The sequence below is a fragment of the Novosphingobium sp. genome (genome assembly GCF_037133355.1).
GTDB lineage: Bacteria > Pseudomonadota > Alphaproteobacteria > Sphingomonadales > Sphingomonadaceae > Novosphingobium.
In genome coordinates this window covers 1-17,396 of the sequence record NZ_JBAXOI010000020.1, presented here as the reverse complement: position 1 = coordinate 17,396, position 17,396 = coordinate 1, and the positions used below count along the sequence as shown (strand labels likewise).

The 17,396-nt window shown below is 65.2% G+C and carries 17 protein-coding genes and 1 tRNA gene; 7 read left to right on the top strand and 11 right to left on the bottom strand.

Translation table 11 applies throughout. The annotated features are described in order from the left end of the window. Window positions 1-79: 79 nt before the first annotated feature. From WCL10_RS17295 to hflX, 4 genes are all read left to right on the top strand, one after another. Entirely contained in the window at window positions 80-2,350 is a 2,271-nt protein-coding gene (locus WCL10_RS17295; protein WP_336896891.1) for an ATP-binding protein, read from the top strand. Window positions 2,351-2,374: 24 nt separating this feature from the next. Then, complete coding sequence (locus WCL10_RS17290; protein ID WP_336896890.1) at window positions 2,375-3,760, top strand: sigma-54 dependent transcriptional regulator; 1,386 nt, start codon at window positions 2,375-2,377, stop codon at window positions 3,758-3,760. A 218-nt stretch (window positions 3,761-3,978) separates the two neighbouring features. Beyond that, window positions 3,979-4,563 carry an RNA chaperone Hfq gene (gene hfq / locus WCL10_RS17285; protein WP_336896889.1) on the top strand — a complete coding sequence of 195 codons (585 nt, stop codon included), beginning with the start codon at window positions 3,979-3,981 and terminating at the stop codon, window positions 4,561-4,563. Between the two features lie 22 nt (window positions 4,564-4,585). Beyond that, on the top strand, window positions 4,586-5,929 hold the full coding sequence (gene hflX, locus WCL10_RS17280; RefSeq protein WP_336896888.1) for a GTPase HflX: 1,344 nt from the start codon (window positions 4,586-4,588) through the stop codon (window positions 5,927-5,929). A gap of 3 nt (window positions 5,930-5,932) precedes the next feature. On the opposite strand, the gene mazG is transcribed toward hflX, so the two are convergent. From mazG to WCL10_RS17230, 10 genes are read right to left on the bottom strand one after another with little or no spacing between them, the layout of a single operon-like run. Then, complete coding sequence (gene mazG, locus WCL10_RS17275) at window positions 5,933-6,724, bottom strand: nucleoside triphosphate pyrophosphohydrolase (protein ID WP_336896887.1); 792 nt, start codon at window positions 6,722-6,724, stop codon at window positions 5,933-5,935. Window positions 6,725-6,779: 55 nt separating this feature from the next. Further along, entirely contained in the window at window positions 6,780-6,950 is a 171-nt protein-coding gene (locus tag WCL10_RS17270) for a hypothetical protein (protein WP_336896886.1), read from the bottom strand. Beyond that, on the bottom strand, window positions 6,947-7,714 hold the full coding sequence (locus WCL10_RS17265; RefSeq protein ID WP_336896885.1) for an MBL fold metallo-hydrolase: 768 nt from the start codon (window positions 7,712-7,714) through the stop codon (window positions 6,947-6,949). The genes WCL10_RS17270 and WCL10_RS17265 overlap by 4 nt, the downstream gene beginning before the upstream one ends. Then, window positions 7,711-8,487, bottom strand: coding sequence for a TatD family hydrolase (locus tag WCL10_RS17260; RefSeq protein WP_336896884.1), 777 nt, complete (start codon window positions 8,485-8,487; stop codon window positions 7,711-7,713). The genes WCL10_RS17265 and WCL10_RS17260 overlap by 4 nt, the downstream gene beginning before the upstream one ends. Further along, entirely contained in the window at window positions 8,487-10,049 is a 1,563-nt protein-coding gene (gene metG, locus WCL10_RS17255) for a methionine--tRNA ligase (RefSeq protein WP_336896883.1), read from the bottom strand. The genes WCL10_RS17260 and metG overlap by 1 nt, the downstream gene beginning before the upstream one ends. Before the next feature lie 33 nt (window positions 10,050-10,082). Next, complete coding sequence (locus tag WCL10_RS17250; RefSeq protein WP_336896882.1) at window positions 10,083-11,048, bottom strand: DNA polymerase III subunit delta'; 966 nt, start codon at window positions 11,046-11,048, stop codon at window positions 10,083-10,085. Then, window positions 11,045-11,665, bottom strand: a complete 621-nt coding sequence (tmk, locus tag WCL10_RS17245; RefSeq protein ID WP_336896881.1) for a dTMP kinase — start codon at window positions 11,663-11,665, stop codon at window positions 11,045-11,047. The genes WCL10_RS17250 and tmk overlap by 4 nt, the downstream gene beginning before the upstream one ends. After that, the gene (locus WCL10_RS17240; protein ID WP_336896880.1) at window positions 11,662-12,825 is read right to left on the bottom strand and encodes a D-alanyl-D-alanine carboxypeptidase family protein; all 1,164 of its coding nucleotides are present in this window, start codon (window positions 12,823-12,825) and stop codon (window positions 11,662-11,664) included. The genes tmk and WCL10_RS17240 overlap by 4 nt, the downstream gene beginning before the upstream one ends. Before the next feature lie 56 nt (window positions 12,826-12,881). Beyond that, a complete protein-coding gene (locus tag WCL10_RS17235; RefSeq protein ID WP_336896879.1) occupies window positions 12,882-13,916 on the bottom strand; it encodes an SPOR domain-containing protein in 1,035 nt (344 codons plus the stop codon). Continuing rightward, the gene (locus WCL10_RS17230) at window positions 13,900-14,877 is read right to left on the bottom strand and encodes a lytic murein transglycosylase (RefSeq protein ID WP_336896933.1); all 978 of its coding nucleotides are present in this window, start codon (window positions 14,875-14,877) and stop codon (window positions 13,900-13,902) included. Before WCL10_RS17230 ends, WCL10_RS17235 begins: the two co-directional genes overlap by 17 nt. 239 nt (window positions 14,878-15,116) lie before the next feature. Between WCL10_RS17230 and WCL10_RS17225 the strand changes: the two genes are divergently transcribed. After that, a tRNA-Ser gene (locus tag WCL10_RS17225) sits at window positions 15,117-15,206 on the top strand. Window positions 15,207-15,315: 109 nt separating this feature from the next. On the opposite strand, the gene WCL10_RS17220 is transcribed toward WCL10_RS17225, so the two are convergent. Continuing rightward, window positions 15,316-15,498, bottom strand: coding sequence for a hypothetical protein (locus WCL10_RS17220; RefSeq protein WP_336896878.1), 183 nt, complete (start codon window positions 15,496-15,498; stop codon window positions 15,316-15,318). Between the two features lie 547 nt (window positions 15,499-16,045). Here WCL10_RS17220 and WCL10_RS17215 point away from each other — a divergent pair. Then, window positions 16,046-16,252: a helix-turn-helix domain-containing protein gene (locus WCL10_RS17215; RefSeq protein WP_336896877.1), complete on the top strand. Its 207-nt coding sequence runs from the start codon at window positions 16,046-16,048 to the stop codon at window positions 16,250-16,252. A gap of 238 nt (window positions 16,253-16,490) precedes the next feature. After that, window positions 16,491-17,375 carry a bifunctional DNA primase/polymerase gene (locus tag WCL10_RS17210; protein WP_336896876.1) on the top strand — a complete coding sequence of 295 codons (885 nt, stop codon included), beginning with the start codon at window positions 16,491-16,493 and terminating at the stop codon, window positions 17,373-17,375. Window positions 17,376-17,396: the final 21 nt, after the last annotated feature.

Sequence of the window (17,396 nt, the reverse complement as noted above, 5' to 3'; positions counted from 1 at the left end):
ACACGATCCGCCGCGAAACAAGGTCCTTTCGCCGAATCAACTTGCAATGGTGCAACAGCGCTGTTGTATATCGGCAACGATGGTTCAGCACGGCAAACGCGGCATGCGGCGCTCGCCCCGGTGGTATCGCCGCCTTCTGGTGGTGATGCGGCGCGCCAACGTGTTCCTGCTGCTGGAAATGACTGCGACCCTCGCACTGGGGCTGATGGTCTCGATCACCTGGATGGCGCTTTCGGCCAGCAACAACAGCAACCAGCTCCTGCCCTCGCGGCTGACGACGAGCCTCCTGATCGGTACGCTCGTGCCGGCCATGGCCCTGATCGTGCTGATCGGGCGGCGGCTCGCCCTGCGCCGCGCGGCGCGCAGCGGGCTTGGCAGCAGCGGTCGCCTCCACGTCCGGCTCGTCTGGCTGTTCTCCCTGATCGCCGCGATCCCGACGTTGCTCGTCGTGGTCTTCGCCTCGCTCCTGTTCCAGTCCGGCGTCGAGTTCTGGTTCTCCGACAATTCGCGCGGCATGCTGGAGAACGCCAACAGCCTCGCGCGCGGCTACTATGCTGACAAGTTGCGCGATGTCGGCAACGAAAGCGTCGCCATGGCGGGCGACTTGCGCGACTATCTCGGGCAGGCGCCGATCACCAGCCAGGACTTTGCCGAGGGCTATTCGTGGCAGGTGATCAACCGCAAGCTTAACGAATCCGCGCTGATCGAGCGCGGGCCCGACGGCACATTGCGCACCGCCGCCATCGTCGATCCCGCACGCAGCGAACAGCGCGAGCGCGTGACACCGGCGGAACTTGCGCGGATCGACGCAGGCGAGCCCGTGGTCGTCACCGCTTCTGCCGCACGCATCGAGGCCGTCACACCGGTCGACCGCACACGCGGCATCTACCTCTACGTTGCGCGCAATTCCGATGCGCTGGCGCTAAACCAGTGGCAGCGAGCGCAAAGCGTGCTCAAGGCCTACGATTTCCTCACTCGCCGCGCCCGTGCACTGCAACTGCGCTTCAACATCGCGCTGCTGGTTATCTCGCTGGCGCTCGTCGCGCTTGCCGTATGGGTCGCGCTGCGCTTCGCCGACCGGCAGGTGGCCCCGCTGATCGAGCTCGTCTCAGCCGCGCGCAATGTCGGCAGCGGCAATTTCGCGATGCGCGTCCAGCCCGGCAGCGGAACGGACGAGGTGGGCCTGCTTGCCCGCGCCTTCAACCGCATGACCGCACAGCTCGAGGCGCAAACCCAGGCGCTTGTCAGCGCCAATGCCCAGCTGGAAGTACGCCGCGCCTTCATCGAGGCGGTACTCGAATCGATCACCGCCGGCATTGTCTCGATCGACCGCGAGGGCAGCATTCGCCTGATCAACAGCTCGGCGCAGGCGCTGATGCTCGATACCGGCGATTTCAAAGAGGTTCCGAGCCTGATCGGCGCCCCGCTAAGCCTGGTCGCACCGCAGCTTGCCCAGTTCATCGCGGGTGGCGAGCGCAGCGGCGTGGTCCACTATGCCAAGGGCGGGGACCTCCTCACGCTTGCGGTCAAGGTGACGGCGGATCGCAATGGCCACGTCATCACCTTCGAAGATATCACCCGCCAGCTGCTCGACCAGCGCCGCGCCGCCTGGTCCGACGTCGCGCGCCGCATCGCACACGAGATCAAGAACCCGCTCACCCCGATCCAGCTCGCCACCGAACGCCTGAAGCGCCGCTATCGCCGCCAGATCGAGACCGATCCCGAACTGTTCGAGGAACTGACCGCCACGATTATCCGTCAGGTCGGTGATCTAAGGCAGATGGTCGACGAGTTTTCCTCGTTCGCCCGCCTGCCCAAGCCCGTGTTTCGCCCGGAAGACGCCAGCGATCTCGTGCGGCAGGCGCTGTTCCTGCAGGAAGTGGCGCACAACCACATCACCTTCACGTTCGAGGGTGAGACGCAGGTGCCGATTGAGGCCGATCGCCACCAGTTCGGCCAGGCCATGACCAATGTGCTCAAGAACGCGATCGAGGCGATCGAGCAGCGCGGCAAGCTTCAGGACATCGCCTATCGCGGCCGCATTGGGGTCACGCTCGGCGCGGACCGCAATGCCGTTACCGTCACCGTCTCGGACAACGGCATCGGCCTACCTGCAGAGCGTGACCGCATTCTCGAACCTTACATGACCACGCGCGAGAAGGGTACCGGTCTTGGTCTCGCCATCGTCAACAAGATCGTCGAGGAACATGGCGGCGCCATGGCCTTCGCCGCGAATGCCGAGGGCGGCACTTCGGTGATCATGCGCTTTGCGCGCAATCCGCTCGCCGCCGAGGCCGCTTCCGAACCAACCGGCGATTCCGCCAACCCCGCGATCCCCGTGGCCCGCTAGACCAGACTGCAGGACGACTGACCCATGGCACTCGACATCCTCATCGTGGACGACGAACGCGATATCCGCGAGCTCGTCGCCGGCGTGCTCAGCGATGAAGGCTATGGTTGCCGCACCGCCGCCGACAGCACCGCCGCGCTCGCCGCCGTCGACGAACGACGGCCAAGCCTCGTTCTCCTCGACGTCTGGCTCCATGGCAGCCCGATGGATGGGCTTGAAGTGCTCGACGAGATCAAAAAGCGCGAACCGGAACTGCCCGTGATCATCTTTTCCGGTCACGGCAATATCGATACCGCCGTCTCCGCGATCGGCCGCGGCGCGATGGATTTCCTCGAAAAGCCGTTCGAGGCCGAACGCCTTCTGCTGCTCGTCGAGCGCGCCACCGCGACAGAGCGCCTGCGCCGCGAGAACGCACGGCTGCGCCAGGGCATGTCGATGGCCGACGGCTTCACCGGCAATTCCTCGGCGATCAACCAGGTCCGCGCCACCTTGAAGCGCGTTGCCAACACCGGCAGCCGTCTCCTGATCACCGGCCCCGCCGGCTCGGGCAAGGAAGTCGCCGCGCGCCTGCTCCATTCGTGGAGCCCGCGCGCGGACCATGCCTTCGTCACGGTCAATTCCGCGCGCATCACCCCCGAACGCTTCGAGCAGGAGCTGTTTGGCGAGGAGATCGATGGCAAGCTGGTGCGCGCCGGGCTCCTCGAAATGGCTGATGGGGGCACTTTGTTCCTCGACGAAGTCGCGGAAATGCCCGCCTCCAGCCAGGCGCGCATCCTGCGGGTGCTGACCGAGCAGTCGTTCGTGCGGGTGGGCGGCCACCGCCAGATCCGGGTGGATGTGCGCGTCGTCTCCTCCAGCTCGCGCCCGCTTGAGAAGGAAATCACCGAGCGCCGCTTTCGGGAGGACCTCTTCTACCGGCTCAATGTCGTCCCCGTCTCGATCCCATCGTTGATCGAACGGCGCGAGGATATCCCCGCGCTCGCCGACCATTTCTTCGCCCGCTATGCCAACGAGCAGGGCGTGCCGCCCCCCGCGATCTCGCCCGAAGCCATTGCCGCCATGCAGAGCTACGACTGGCCCGGCAATGTTCGCCAGCTGCGCAACGTGGTCGAACGCACTATCATCCTGGCCCCGCGCGAGCGGCTCTTGCGCATCGATGCCGACATGCTTCCCGCCGAAATCGTGACAACCCGGCTCGGTGGCGATTCGAGCACTTCGGCGCTTATGGGCGTGCCCTTGCGCGAGGCGCGCGAGAACTTCGAGCGCGAGTACCTCAAGGTCCAGATCCGCCGCTTTTCGGGCAATATCTCCAAGACCGCGAGCTTCATTGGCATGGAACGCTCGGCGCTCCACCGCAAGCTCAAGCTCCTCGGCATGGCCGAGCGGCGCGAGGACGAAGACGTCGACTGATCCGCTCCGAAGCGGGTCACTATCCGAAGCGGCCCATTTTGCCCGTTTACGCGGACGCCGTCCCGGCATAGGATAACACCTGCTAACCGGCCTTTATGCTGCAGATGCTCACACCGGATTCGGCCAAGGCCGATGCCGGGCAGGGCAAAAGCGGCGGAAAGCCAGATTGTGTTGGGTCGCTCAGCGGTCCCACGCCAAAAAAGAAAGGAAAACGGCATATGACCGGAAGAACCCTGTCTGCGCGCCCCCGGGCCAAGGCTGAAACCACCCCCGCCGCTGAAACCGCCGCAACGGCCGCCACTCCGGCAGTAACCCCCATTGCCGGGGGCAAGGGCCAAAATCTGCAGGACGTGTTCCTCAACTTTCTGAGGAAGAACAAGATTCCTGTCACGATGTTCCTCGTGAAGGGCGTGAAGCTGCAGGGCATCGTCACCTGGTTCGACAATTTCTCGATCCTGCTGCGCCGCGATGGCCAGTCGCAACTGGTCTACAAGCACGCGATCTCAACGATCATGCCCGGCCAGCAACTCGCGGCCGCGCACTTCCACAGCGGCGACGATGCCGCCAAGAAGCGCCTGCTGCAGGACGTATTCCTATCCAGCGTGCGCGATGCCGGGGTGCAGGTGACGATGTTCCTCGTGAACGGCGTCATGCTCCAGGGCCGCGTCGCCGCCTACGATCTGTTCTGCATGCTGCTTGAGCGCGAGGGCTATGTGCAGCTCGCCTACAAGCATGCGGTCTCGACCATCCAGCCCGCCGGCCATGTCGATCTTTCCGGCGAGTGGGAGGGGGAGGCATCCTGATTCCCCTCCTGGGCCGGCCCGCATGAGCGGGTTTGAATTCGGCCGCGAGACCGAACTTCAGGGCGAAGTCACGCGCGGCGCACGCGCCGTTGTGGTGCTGCCTGATCTGAGGCAGCGCGGCGGCCTTGGGCTCGATGCCGAAAGCCGGCTCGAGGAAGGGGAGGGGCTCGCCCGCGCCATCGGCATCGAAGTGGTCGACAGCTTCGCCCTGCCGATCCGTGCGGTGCGCCCATCCACGCTGTTTGGCGAAGGCCAGGTCCAGAAGATCGGCATTGCCATCAACCAGTCGGACGCCGAACTGGTGATTGTCGACGGCGCACTTTCGGCCATCCAGCAGCGCAATCTCGAGGACAAGCTCGAACGCAAGGTCATCGACCGCACCGGCCTGATCCTCGAGATCTTCGGCGAGCGCGCCGCCACTGCCGAGGGCCGGCTGCAAGTCGAACTCGCGCACCTCGACTATCAGGCCGGCCGCCTCGTGCGCAGCTGGACCCACCTTGAGCGCCAGCGTGGCGGCTTCGGCTTCCTTGGCGGCCCGGGCGAGACCCAGATCGAGGCCGATCGCCGCCTGATCCGTGGCCGTATGGCGCGCATTCGCCGCGAACTCGAACAAGTTCGCCGCACCCGCACGCTCCACCGCGAACGCCGCCAGCGCGCGCCCTGGCCGGTTGTCGCGCTGGTTGGCTATACCAACGCCGGAAAATCGACGCTGTTCAACCGGCTGACCGGTGCCGATGTCATGGCCGAGGACCTGCTCTTCGCCACGCTCGATCCCACCATGCGCGCGATCCGCTTGCCGGGCCTCGACAAGGCGATCCTCTCCGACACCGTGGGCTTCATCTCCGAGCTGCCCACCCAGCTCGTCGCCGCCTTCCGCGCCACGCTTGAAGAAGTGACTGCCGCCGACGTCGTGGTCCACGTGCGCGATATCGCCAATCCCGCCAGCGCGGCGCAGAAGCTGGAAGTCGAGGCGATCCTTGCCGATCTTGGCGTCATCGGGGAGGAGGGGGCCTCGGTCCCCATCATCGAGGCGTGGAACAAGTGGGACCTGCTTTCCGGCGAAGACCGCGCCATGCGCCGCGATCTCATCAGGGCCGGCGTGCCAAACCGGCAGGTCGTGCCGATCTCGGCTGCGACCGGTGAAGGCGTGGAGAATCTCGTTTCGCTGCTTGGGGAATTGCTCACCGGCGGCGCTCAGGTGCTCGAACTTTCAGTGCCGATGGCCGACGGTCAGAAGCTCGCGTGGCTCCATGCGCACGGTGAAATTCTGTCCGAAGTTCAAACCGAAGATGAACAGGGCGCGCCCGTCCAGCGCCTCACCGTGCGGCTGACCCCGCGCGAACTTGGCCGCTTTGTCCAGATGTGAAGGTCAGCGCTCCGCCGCCTTGACCTGCCGCCAAAGCGCTTCTTGGTCATCCAGTGACAGCGTCGGAAATGCGGGCCCGGCCAGCGCTTCCATCGCCCTGAACCGCCGTTCGAACTTGGCATTGCCATGGCGCAGCGCGTCCTCGGGCGCGATGCCGAAGCTGCGCACCGCATTGACCGCAGCGAACAGCAGGTCGCCGGCCTCGTCGAGCCGCTCATCGTCGTTCTCTGCGGCCTTGAGCTCGTCCAGTTCCTCGATCACCTTGGCCCGGGGCCCTTCGTAGTCCGGCCAGTCGAACCCGACCCGCGCCGCGCGCTTCTGCAACTTTTCCGCTCGCATCAAGGCGGGAAGCGCCAGCGCGACGCCGTCCAGCGCGCTTGTCGCACCCTTGGCTGCACGCTCGGCCGCCTTCTGCGCTTCCCAGCGCACCTCGCGCGATTGGCCCTGATCCATCGCATCGCCGAAGATATGGGGGTGACGCTCGGTCATCTTGTCGCAAATCGCCTGCGCGACGCTGTCGAAATCGAACGCGCCAAGTTCCTCTGCCATCCGGGCATGGAATACGACTTGCAGGAGGAGGTCGCCAAGCTCCTCGCGCAGCGCCGGCATGTCATTACGCTCGATGGCGTCGGCGACCTCGTATGCTTCTTCGACCGTGTACGGCGCGATCGTGGCGAACGTTTGTGCCACGTCCCATTCGCAGCCTTGCTGTGGATCGCGCAGCCGCGCCATGATCGCAAGCAGGCGCGCGATGCCTGACTTGGCGGCAGGGGAGTCCGCGGAAGTGGGGCTCATGAGGCCGATCCTTGAGTTTGATAATAATGATTATGTTAAATGCCCAATGGCCCGCTCAGCGTCGGTATCCAGCAAACGCCAAGGCCGCGAGTAGAATTATCGACGCCCAGGCCACCGCCATCCAGATGTGCGAAGAGAGCTTGAGCTTCCGCAATTCGCCGCTCGCTGTCACGAGGATCAGCGACATCACTATCCCGATCAGCGCGACGAACTTGTCAGGCGTCACAGCGCGATTTCCATCCCGTCATAACCCGGCTCGACGTGTGCCGGAGTCTCGTCACACAATGTGCGGTAATCCATGCTCTTGTCGAGATGCGTCAGCACGGCGCGGCGCGCACGGCAGGCTTCGATAAGTTCAAGTGACATGGCAAGATGCGCATGCGTCGGATGCGGCTTGCGGCGCAAGGCGTCGACCACGAGCACGTCGACCCGGTCGAACAACGTGACCATCTCGCCGGTGATCGCACTGAAGTCCGTCGCGTAACCGATGGATTTGCCATCCTGATCGAAGCGAAACGCCGTCGTCTGCGCAGGCCCGTGCGGCATCTGGCAATGCGTGACGCCGATGCCTGCGACCATGCGAACGCGCTCGAGGTTATCGAGATTGCAGATCGTGGGATAGCCGTGCTGCCCGGCGAAGACATAGCCGAACCGCAGGCGCAAGCGCCGCACTGTCTCGTCCGACGCATAGCCGGGAATAGGCGCGCCACGCCCCATGCGCAGCGGCCTGAGGTCATCGATCCCGTGAGTGTGGTCGGCATGATCGTGCGTCCAGACCACTCCGTCTATCCGCGCGATTCCGGTGGCGAGCAACTGATGCCTGAGGTCCGTTGGCGTGTCGACGAGGATCCGCGCCCCATCCGCGCCCTCGACTGTAATGGCCACGCGCGTCCGGCGGTTGCGCGGCTCGTCGGGATCGCAATCACCCCAATCGTTGCCGATGCGCGGTACCCCGGTCGAGGTGCCCGAACCCAGTACGACAAGCTTCATGCGCGCGCCCGCGCGAACAGGCGGAAGAAGTTGGCGCCGGTTGACTCCGCCAGAGCCTCTGGCGTCGTGCCGCGCAGCGCCGCAACAAAGGCGCAGGTATCGGCCACAAAGCCCGGTTCGCAGACCTTGCCCCGGTTCGGCACCGGCGCGAGGAACGGGGCATCGGTTTCAACCAGCAGCCGCTCGTCGGGAACGTCGGCAACAAACGCCTGCAAGTCCTTGGCATTCTTGAACGTCACGATGCCCGAGATCGATATCGTGAGGCCAAGGTCAAGCACTGCGCGGCCAAATCCGGCGCTAGCGGTAAAGCAGTGAATCAGGGCAGGAAACGCACCGTGCGCCATTTCCTCCGCAAGGATGCGCAAGGTATCCTCCTCGGCATCCCGCGTATGGATGACAATGGGCAGCCCCGTCTCGCGCGCCACGCCGATATGCACGCGAAACAGGTCCTGCTGCACCTGCCGGTCGGAATGGTCGTAGTAGTAGTCGAGCCCCGTCTCACCGATCGCGATCACCTTGGGATCGGCAGAGGCCGCGCGCAACGCCTCCGCGCCAAGGTCCGCATGGGCATCGGCCTCATGCGGATGAATGCCGATGCTCGCCCAGACGTCGGGCTCGCGATGCGCGGTCGCGACCACTGCTTCCCATTCGCTTTGCCGCGTCGAGATATTGAGAAAGCCTGAAACCCCGCGCGCCCGCGCGCGCGCCAGCACGTCGGCCTGGGTTTCGATCAGGCCCTTGTAATTGAGGTGGCAGTGCGAATCGATCAGCATCAGGCCGCGTCTTCCTCCGGCAGCTCGAGCCGCGGGAATGCCGGGGTCGGCGCGGCAAGGCGTTCGCCTGTCCCAACGCGCGAAAGGAACCAGTCAGCCTTGGCGATCGCCGTGATGCTACGCTCGTCCCCCGGAATACCAAGCTGGTCCAGCACCTTGTCCGCTGCCGTCGGAACCACCGGGCGAATGGCTATGGTGAGATCGCGGATCGCCATGAACAAGGTCATCAGTACGGCGCGCATACGTTCCGGATCGCTCTTGCGCAGCGCCCAGGGCGCTTGCTCGTCGACATACTGGTTGCAGGCGAAAACGGCGCGCATCCAGGCATCGATCCCGCCCGAGAAGTTGAGCGCCGCAAACTCGCGCGGCAGCTCGTCGTGGCAGGCCTCGAACACCGCCGCGAGCAGCCTGTCATCCGCCTCGGTGCTCGCGAACTTGGCAATTTCGCCGTCCATGTTCTTGAAAATCATGGAGCATGTGCGCTGCACCAGATTGCCGTAGCTGTTGGCGAGTTCGGCATTGCAGCGCATCACGATCGCCTCGGGCGAATAGGCGCCGTCCTGCCCGAACACGACGTCGCGCATCAGGAAGTAGCGCAGCGTGTCGACGCCGAAGGTCTCCGCCAGCGCCAGCGGGTCGGTGACGTTGCCCAGCGACTTCGATTCCTTGCGCCCCCGGTTGAGCAGGAAGCCGTGGCCGAAAACCTGTTTCGGCAGCGCCAGCCCCGCGCTCATCAGGAAGGCCGGCCAGTAGATCGTGTGGAACCGCACGATGTCCTTGCCGATGAGGTGCAGGTCCGCTGGCCAGTATCGCGCGTAATCGCCTGTTTCATCGGGGAAACCAAGGCCGGTGATATAGTTCGTCAGCGCATCGACCCAGACATACATCACATGGTTGTCGCTGCCCGGAACGTTCACGCCCCAGTCGAAACTGGTGCGCGACACAGAAAGATCGCGCAGCCCCTGCGAAACAAAGGCGGTCATTTCATTGCGGCGGCTGTCCGGCTGAATGAAATCCGGATTGTCGCGATAGTGCGCGAGCAGCGGCTCCTGATACTTCGAGAGGCGGAAGAACCAGCTTTCCTCGACCGTCCATTCAACCGGGGTGCCCTGCGGCGAGAGCTTTTCGCCCCCTTCCCCCTCGATCAGTTCGCTGGCGTCGTAGTAGGCTTCGTCGCGCACCGAGTACCAGCCTTCGTAGCGATCAAGGTAGAGGTCACCGCTGGCTTCCATGCGGCGCCAGAGTTCCTGCGTTGAGGCATGGTGGCGCGGTTCGGTCGTGCGGATGAACACGTCGTAATCGACATTCAAAGCCTTGGCCATCGCAATGAAATAGCCGGTCATTTCATCTGCAAGCTCTGCCGGGGTGATCCCCAGGTCGCGGGCCTTCTGCGCCATCTTCAGGCCGTGCTCGTCGGTCCCTGTCTGGAAGCGTACGTCGCGCCCCATCGCCTTGTGAAACCGCGCGATGACGTCCGCGGCGATCGCTTCATAGGCATGGCCGATATGCGGCTTGCCGTTTGGATAGCTGATCGCGGTCGTGATGTAATAGGGCTCGCCCATGGGCTGCGTGTGTCCTTGGCTCGGAAAGGCCTCTCAGGCCGCGCCCTCCCTAGTGCGCGCCACCGATGCCAGCAAGCCGCCGATTTCCAGAAGCAGTAGCGCCGGTTCGAAGTTGTAGGTCGGCGCCTGCGCGGCGAGCCCGGCCAGCGCGGCATGGGCCTCGACGATCCGCAGCCGCGCGGCGTCATCGGCCCTTGCCAGCGCTCCCGTCAGCACGCGCCGCGCCGCCTCGATCGCGGCCAGCAGCCGCTCGCGATCAGGCCGCTGGCCAAGCGCTGATGAAAGCTCGGCGCGCAGGGCAAGGTCGGGATCGCCTTCGGCAACGAGCCGGGCCATCACTTGCCACACCGGCCCGAGGTCGAGCTCGGCAAAGGCAAGCGCCGCCCCCGGCGCCCCGCGCCCTGCCGCGATTGCCGCCGCCAGCGCCGCCCCGCCCAGTTGCGGCGCCTCGGCCGACAGCGCACGCACCATCTCCTCCTCGCCCAGCGGGTGGAACCGCAGCACCGTGCAGCGCGAGCGCACCGTCGGCAAGAGCCGCCCGATCTGGTGCGTCACGAGCAGGAAGAACGTGCCCACTGGCGGCTCCTCAAGGCTCTTGAGCAGCGCATTGACCGCGCTTTTCTCGAGATGGTCCGCCGCATCGATGATCACTGCGCGCCGGGCGCCGAGCGTTGGCCGCGTGACGAGGCGGCGCTGCATCTCGCGCACCTGATCCACGCTGATGCTGCGCTTGCGGGCATAGGCCTTGCCGTCCTCGCGCTTCTTCGCCTCGTCGTCGTTCGCCGGCAGCGGCTCCAGCAGGAGGATGTCGGGATGCGCGCCCGGTGCGGGCTGCGGCGTGCCCGGCTCGGCGACGAGGTCCGCCGCCGCCGCGCGCGCGAAGGCTGCTTTGCCCAGCCCTTCGCGCCCGGCGAGGATCCACCCGTGGTGCATGCGCTGCCCTGCCCTCGCCGCGCGCCACACCGCCCAGGCGCTGTCATGGCCGATATAGCGGGTCACGCGCCTTCCACTGCCGCCAGCACACGGGCATGCACCGCCTCCGGCCCGCCATCGGCGGCGATCACCGCAAAGCGCTCCGGCTCGGCCTCGGCAAAGTGCCGGAACGCCGCTGCCACCCGCGCGTGATAGTCCGCCGCGCGTCCGCCGATCCGGTCAAGCGCACCAGCATCGCGCCGTGCCACCCGCGCCGCCGCTTCGGCCGGGTCGAGCGTCAGCAGCACCGTGCAGTCGGGCAGGAGCCCCGCGCTGCCGATGCGGTGAAGCGTGAGGATGTCGCTGTCCTCCAGCCCGCTGCCTCCGCCCTGATAGGCCCGGCTGCTATCGAGATAACGGTCGCACACGACCCACGCCCCACGCGCCAGCGCCGGACGGATCAGCGTTTCGACATGGTCTGCACGCGCCGCGGCAAACAACAGCGCCTCGGCCCGCGCGCCCCAGCCCGGCCCCTCGACGTTCAGCAGCAGTGCGCGGATCGCTTCGGCCCCAGAAGTGCCGCCCGGCTCACGCGTGGTCACCACCTCCAGACCCCGCGCCCGGAGCGCTTCGGCGAGCAGGCGGCTCTGGGTCGACTTGCCGACCCCTTCCCCGCCTTCGAATACAATGAAACGCCCGCTCATTGGCCGATCATCGCAAAAAGCCCATTGCGCAGCCGCGCCATGGTGCCGGCGGCCGGCACAGCTTCGGCGGCGACCAGCGGCAGCCGGGTCTCGCCCTCGCCCGCCACACGCACGACAAGGCTTGCCACCTCGTCGCCCTTGGCGATTGGCGCGCGCAGTGGCCCCTTGTAGCGCAGCGCCAGCGTGTATCGCGTTCCTGCGCCGCGTGGCAGGGTCAGCGCGAGCGGATGCGGCGCGACGAGATCGACGCTGCGCGCCGCACCGCCCTGCACCTTCGCCGCGCCGATCGTGGCGCCCTCAGCAAAAAGCGGATGCGCCTCGAACGCGGCAAAGCCCCATTCAAGGAAATCGCGCGACTCGCGTGCACGCACCTTGCCGTTGTCATAGCCGCCCACAACCATCATCAACCGCCGACCGTCGCGGATCGCCGAACCGACAAGGCCGTAGCCGGCCTCGTTGGTGAACCCGGTCTTCACCCCGTCAGCCCCTGCCACATGGCCATAGAGCGGGTTGTGATTGGGCTGCTCGATCCCCCTGAAAGCAAGCCGTTCGTGCCCATAAAAGCGGGCGTAGAGATCGGGATGCCGGGTGATCAGCGCGGTGCTCAGCTGTGCCAGATCGGCGGCGGAGACGTAAGTCTCGCCCTCGTCCATCCAGCCATTGGCCGTGTGGAAGTGCGTGTCCTTGAGGCCCAGTTGCTTTGCAGCAGCGTTCATCATCGCCGTAAAGGCAGCGACGCTGCCCGCCGCGCCTTCGGCGAGAACCACGCAGCCGTCGTTGGCCGAAACAGTGACGATCCCTTCGAGCAGTTCGGCGACCGAGGTTTCGCTGTCTTGCGCGAGGAACATCGTGCTCCCCACCCGGTGCCATTGCGTGAAAGCGTCCGGACTCATGCGCAAGCGCTGGTCGAGCCTTAGCTTGCCCGCCTTGATCAGCTCGAACGCGACATAGCTCGTCATGATCTTGGTGAGCGAGGCCGGCACGAAACGCCGATGTGATTGGCGCTCGAACAGAACGCGGCCGCCGTTCACGTCGATCAGCAAGGCGATCGGCGCCGTGACCTGCGGCATCGCGCGCGCATCGGGCGCCAGGGGCGGCAGGCCGGGCGCTGCCGCGCGCACCGGCAAGACGGCCAGCGCGGCAACGAGCATTCCGGTCATGATCCTAAGCTTCAAGCGCGGCCCCCATGGTGGTTGGGACCATGCGTGGGCGCTGCCTAGTCGCGCACAATCCGGGCACCGGCATAGCCCGCAGCACGCGCCTTCGCCAGTCCGCGCTCCGCCTCATCCCCGGCCGAGAACGGCCCGCTACGCACGCGCCAGACCGATCCGGCGCGCACCAGCGAACCGCCGGCCTTGCGCGCTGCCGCCTCTGCGTTGCCGCGCTGGGAGTAGGCGCCAATCTGGACATAGAGCCGCGCGGTCGCCGCCGGTCCCGGCGCGGGCCGGACGGTCGGAGCAGGTTTGGCTTCGGGCTTTGGCGCAGGCGCAGTCGCCATTTTCGGGGTGGGCGCAGGCTTCGGCGCCGGTGCGGGCTTTGGCGCGAGGGCCGTCTTTGGTCCCGAGGCCGGTTTAGCCGCAGGCTTGCCCGCAGCCGGCAGCTTCACCGCCACTTCGGCCGGCTTGATTGTTACCGGCAGCTCCCCGACCGGCGGCTCGAGCCCAAGCTTGCGCCGCAGCGCCGCGAGCAATCCGGGCGGCGTATCCATGCGCTTGGGCGTGGTCTGCCCGGTTCGTAGCGCCGCGCGTTCGCCCTCGGGCGGGTTGACCCGGCGCACCCGCACCGGCGCCGAAGCCGCTGGCAGCAACCCCAGTTGCGCCCAGGCCTGAGGCGAAAGCGCTACCAGACCTTCGCCGCTCATCGGCCCGCGCTCGTCGATCCGCACCACAATCGTGTGCCCGCTGTCGAGCGCGGTAACTTCGACATAGCTCGGCACCGGCAGCGTGCGGTGTGCCCCGCTCACCAGGCCCAAGCCCGTATCGTTCTCGCTCGGCACAGCCTTGCCCACAGCATCGTAGTTCAGCGTATCGGCGGGCGTATAGGTCACCCCGCCGATCACGAAAGGATCACCCAGCGTGACCGGATAGTCGCCCGCAGGTCCCGTCCTGTCCGCAGGCGGCGCCTTGTGCTCGCGCGCCGTGGCCGGCACCGCCAGCGCGCCGCCGATCACGAGCAAGATCGCCATTGCGGCGGCCAGCACGCGCGCGGCGCCTTTCAGGTCACCGGGGTTCGAGTTACCGGGCAATTTCATCAGCCAGAAGTCCCACCGAAAGGGCGTAGAGGTTCGAACAGTTGTAATCGAGGATGACCCTATAATTTCCGGTTAGCAGGTAGGCCGTCTGGCCTGGCCCATCGGGTTCGAGCAGGCTCGCCATAGCATCGTCGGCAAGTGTCGCCGCGCGCGGGACAACACCGAGCGCCCGCCATTCACCCACGGACTTCCAGCGCGAATGCCGCGCGAAGACCTGCGGGCAGCGCGGGCTCGCCAGTGCGGTGCCCAGCCTGCTGCGGTCAAGCTCTGCCGGCACGTCCACCGCCACGCCCCAGGGCTCCCCCTGCCGCCAGCCCGCATCGCGGAAGTAGTTGGCAATCGAGGCCAGCGTGTCGCGGCGGCTTGACCAGATGTCGGCCAGCCCGTCACCGTCGCCGTCCTGTGCCACCCGCAGATAGACGCTGGGCAGGAACTGCGGATTGCCGAAGGCGCCGGCCCAGCTGCCCACCAGCATGGCGCGGGGCACGCCCCGGTCGACCATCTTGAGAAGAGCAATGAACTCGTCGGCAAACAGCGCCCGCCGTCGGCCTTCATAAGCCAGCGTTGCAAGCGAGCGGGCCAAGTCGAAATCGCCGGTATAGGCGCCGTAATTGGTCTCGTGACCCCAGATTGCCAGCACGATCTTGGGCGGCACACCATAGCGCTGTTCGATCGCAGCCAGTTCGTCTGCCGCTGCTGCCATCTGCCGCCGACCACGGGAAATGCGCACCGCATCGACATGGGTGCGCCGATACCCCGCAAAGGCCGGGATCGATGAGGATGTGCCCGGCTGCGCCCGGTCGAGCGCGATCACGCGCGGATTTTCAGTGAGCCCCGTCATCACCGACGCAATGGCCGCATCGCTAACGCCCTCGGCCCGCGCCCGTGCTGCCAGATACTGAAGATAGCCCTCAAACCCCGCCGCCCCCTCGTCGCCCTGCGCACCCGCCGGCCCCGCCATCAGCGAAAGCACCAGCGCAGCCAGCACCGCGCTCCACAGGGCCGGGGCGTGAAAGAGGCGAATGCGGTGCGACATGATCATCACAACCAACACTTGCACAGGCGAAGCGGGCTGGGAATCCCTCAAACAACAAAACGCGTTGGCAATGCCGCAGCCCAACTCGCAAAACCACTTTGCTCCGCCACGCCAGCCCGCTATCGGCATTGCCCAACGCGCCCCGCCCCTGCGGGACGCAGCGCGGACAGGTGGCCGAGTGGTTTAAGGCAGCGGTCTTGAAAACCGCCGTGGGTGGAAGCTCACCGTGGGTTCGAATCCCACCCTGTCCGCCAGTATAGCCAAACATACCTCATAAAATCAGATGTTTAGGCGGAATTGAAAAATGGGGCCCCACTTAGGGCCCCACTTTTTGTTGTGCATTGGCTGGCCGCCGTGTGATGATCAAGCCGAGACGCGGACATTCATGACCTCGGCCAGCCAGCGCGCGGCGCGGTCCCTCACCTCGGCAACCTCACTGGCCAGCACCAGCTCGACGATCGTCTCAATGTCGTAGCAGGACAGCGCGACCTCGAAGCGGCGCATGGCGCGGTCGGCAGTGGCGGGAAACTGGATCACGTTGAACATTGGGAGGCTCCTTGGTTGATTGGAGCCCCCTATTCTTACCACGAAAACGCCTCTGTCTACGAGATAGTAGTCGGCTGACATAATCAGCAAAGCCACCAGAGCCAGCGCCGCAGAGATCCTTGTCCTAGTGGCACCCGATCCCCGGCCACATCCCAAACTGTGGCACGACGGACCAACAGAACCACCATCGACCGATGGCACGCAGCCTCTCGCCACTCGATTGAGCGGCTGGTCGGCAGCGAGGCGGTGGCAACCCGGCCCGCCCCCCGGAGGGTACCCCAACGCTGAGCCGAAATTCTATTTCGCCAGCCTCGACAAAATTTGCGCTTTTTGAAAGTTGGCGCTCACTTTGGGCCGGAAAAAAACTGCCCAAAAACGCACTACAGCCTAAATTCAGCACGAACTATCGCATGAATTTGGACGTGAATATGGGGGTAACCCGCCGACTTCCTCGATCCCACCAAATCTGGATACAAAGTGTAACTATATGATAAATCGTCATTCTCTGCGATATTCGGCATCACATTGACACGCAGAGGAGCAAGTCATGGGAGCAGTTCAGTCCATCAATGTAGAGGCGGCTCGGCAAGCCGACGGGGTTACCGTGGTTGCCGCCCGGTTCGGAGTTTCACCCGCTACCATCTACCGCGAGATCAATGCCGGTAAGCTGCGCGCTGTGCGCGCTCGCGGCCGAACCCTCATCACCCGCGAAGAGCAGGACCGGTGGCTCAGCGCCCTCCCGGCTGTGCGCTGAAGGAGGATGGCAATGGATATGTTCTCGATCCTCCCCCCATTGCGACCCCTAACCCCGCCCCGGTCTAACGTCCTTCCGTTTCGCCGCCCTGAGAGCGAAGGGTCGAAGAAAGACGACAAGACTAAGACCGGAGAGGTGGAGGTCACCCAGCACGACGATCCCTTCAACCCTCGCCGGGATTAGTACGTCTGAAAGAAAAACGCCCGCGAAGGCAGCGCGGGCGGGAAGGAACTGAATTATGGAACTCAGTCACTTTAGCAAAGCTAACGCTCTGGGGCAAGCGGTGCCGCCCAAGATGGCGGAGGTCCGCGCGAACCTGCGCGCCGCGCTAGAATACGAGGCACAGGGCCTTTCGGTCATCGCTTTGCACGGCATACTCAACGGTCGCTGCACTTGCGGCAATCCGCAGTGCGGAAGCCCAGGGAAGCACCCCATCGGCAAATGGAAGCACAGGCAGCAGCAGCGCGCGACACCAGATGAGCTAATTGCGCTATTTACGCCCAGCCCCCACGCCAACGTCGGCATTGTAACAGGCAACATATCGGGGCTTGTCGTCCTCGACATCGACAACCCGGAGATCGTCACGGACAACAAGATGATGGCGGAGATGCTAGGCACCTTCAACGGGCCAATAGTTATAACTGGCCGGCGAGGAGGGGGCTTTCACGCCTATTTCAAGCATCCGGGGTTCAGCACCGGGAACTTCGCCAAGCGCCTTGAAGGCTTGGATGGCCGTGGGGATGGCGGCTATGTTGTCGCCCCGCCATCGATGCACGCGAGTGGTACGGCATATGCTTTTGCCGAAAAATTCGGTTTCGACGCGGCGCTCCCGGACTTGCCCATCGAGTTGGCGCAGATGTTTGACGGTGGGCCCGCAAAAAGCATGGCATCGAAATACGCGGCCAAGGCCTTGGAACGTGAGACCGATGCGATCTCAATCGCCCGCGAGGGCGAAAGAAACAGCACCTTGAACACGAGTGCCTTCAATGTCGGGCAACTGGTGGGAACCGGGGAAATCGGAAGGGCTGAGGCCGAAGGTGCGTTGATGGCAGCCGGGCTAGTTGCTGGCCTGGATGAACGCGAAGTGCGCGTGACCTGCCCCCCGAAAGATCCCTCGATCTGATGTAGAGTCTGCCCATTGGAA